General features: G+C 77.1%; 2 protein-coding genes. Both read right to left on the reverse strand.

Annotation, left to right across the window (positions count from 1 at the left end):
* The coding region (gene yddG / locus AC1MIR_RS12810; protein WP_480028536.1) for an aromatic amino acid exporter YddG at positions 1-885 on the reverse strand (885 nt) is incomplete at its 3' end.
* A gap of 56 nt (positions 886-941) precedes the next feature.
* Positions 942-1,400 (reverse strand): hypothetical protein (locus tag AC1MIR_RS12815; RefSeq protein ID WP_480028537.1); only part of this gene is annotated, 459 nt, incomplete at its 5' end.

Below are 1,400 nucleotides of genomic sequence, written 5' to 3' on the forward strand. Positions count from 1 at the left end.
GGGGGGGGGGGCGGGGCGGGGCGGCCCGGGGGGGGCCCCCCCCCCCCCCCCCCCCCCCCCCCCCCCCCCCCCCCCCCCCCCCGCCCCCCCCCCCCCCCCGCGCCAGCTCATCGCGCCCTCCCCCGCCGCGATCAGCAGCAGCGTGGAGGCGACCGGCACCGCATAGGCCAGCGTGCCGAGCAGGCGCGGATCCCCGCGCTTCATGCCGATATCCCACAGGAAGAAGGCCGCGCCGACCGGGCCGAGCCCGAGGCCGAGCACCGCGAGCCATTGCCGGGCATCCGGCAGCACCGTCGCCTCGAAGGCCAGGTGCAGCAGCGCGGCCAGCGCGGCGGTGGCCAGGCAGAAGCCGGCGACCGCCTCGGTCGGCACGCGCGCCACGCGCGGCGGGCCGGCGGTGACGGAATAGACCGACCACACCACCGCGCAGCCCAGCGCCGCGAGGAAGCCCGGAATCGCCTCGGGCGGGAATTGCGCGCCGGGCCCGACGATCAGCAGGCAGCCCGCGAAGCCGAGCGCCACGCCGCCGAGCCGCGCCGGCCCCAGCCGCAACCCGCGGATCGGCGCCGCGAGCAGCACGATCAGCAGCGGCCAGAGGTAGTTGATGAGATTGACCTCCACCGCCGGCGCCAGGGCGAAGGCGAGGAAGTAGAGCGCGTGGTAGCCGAACAACCCGCCCACCCCATGCGCCCAGGCCAGCGCTGGCTGCGCCAGCGCCCGCGCCTGCCCGCGCGCGATCACCGCGCAAAGCCCGATGGTGCCGCCGAGCGCGAAGCCCATGGCGGTGAGCTGCAGCGGCGGGATGCCGGCGGCGAGGCGCGACAGCAGGGCCAGGAAGGCCCAAAGCAGCAGCGCGCCGCAGCCGGCGAGCGTGGCGGGGGACATGCAGCAGCCTGTTAAAGCACGGCCCGCCCGGCTGGAATCGGCCGATCGGCTTTGCCCTAATCTGCAGCCCAGGCGATGCCGGCCTCGCGCAGCGTCGCTTCCAGCAGCGCGCGGTCCATCCGCGCATGGGTGACCAGCAGCCGCAGATAGGCGGCCACGAAATCCGGGCCGTGACCCAGGCCATTGCCGTCCACATCGGCGATCAGGGCATGGGCGATCTCGTGCAGCAGCACCCAGCTCGGCAGCTCGGCCGGCGCCTCGATGCCGGTGCGGCGCGCGCGGGCGACGGTCCCGCGGGCCTGCTTCGGCAGCGGCCTGACGCGAGGGGGGAAATGCCGGCCCTCGGCGGCCCAGACATGGTCCACCAGCGCCTGCAGCCGCGCGAAGGGCACCAGGCTGCGATCGCGCGGCGCGACCACCGCATCCTCCCACGCATAGAGCCGACGGGCGGCGGCGTCGCGGCGGCGCATCGCCCCGGCCGGGGCCCCCGGGGCCGCCCCCCCCCCCCCCCCGCC

The sequence above is a fragment of the Falsiroseomonas sp. RANM36 genome, from assembly GCF_056682175.1.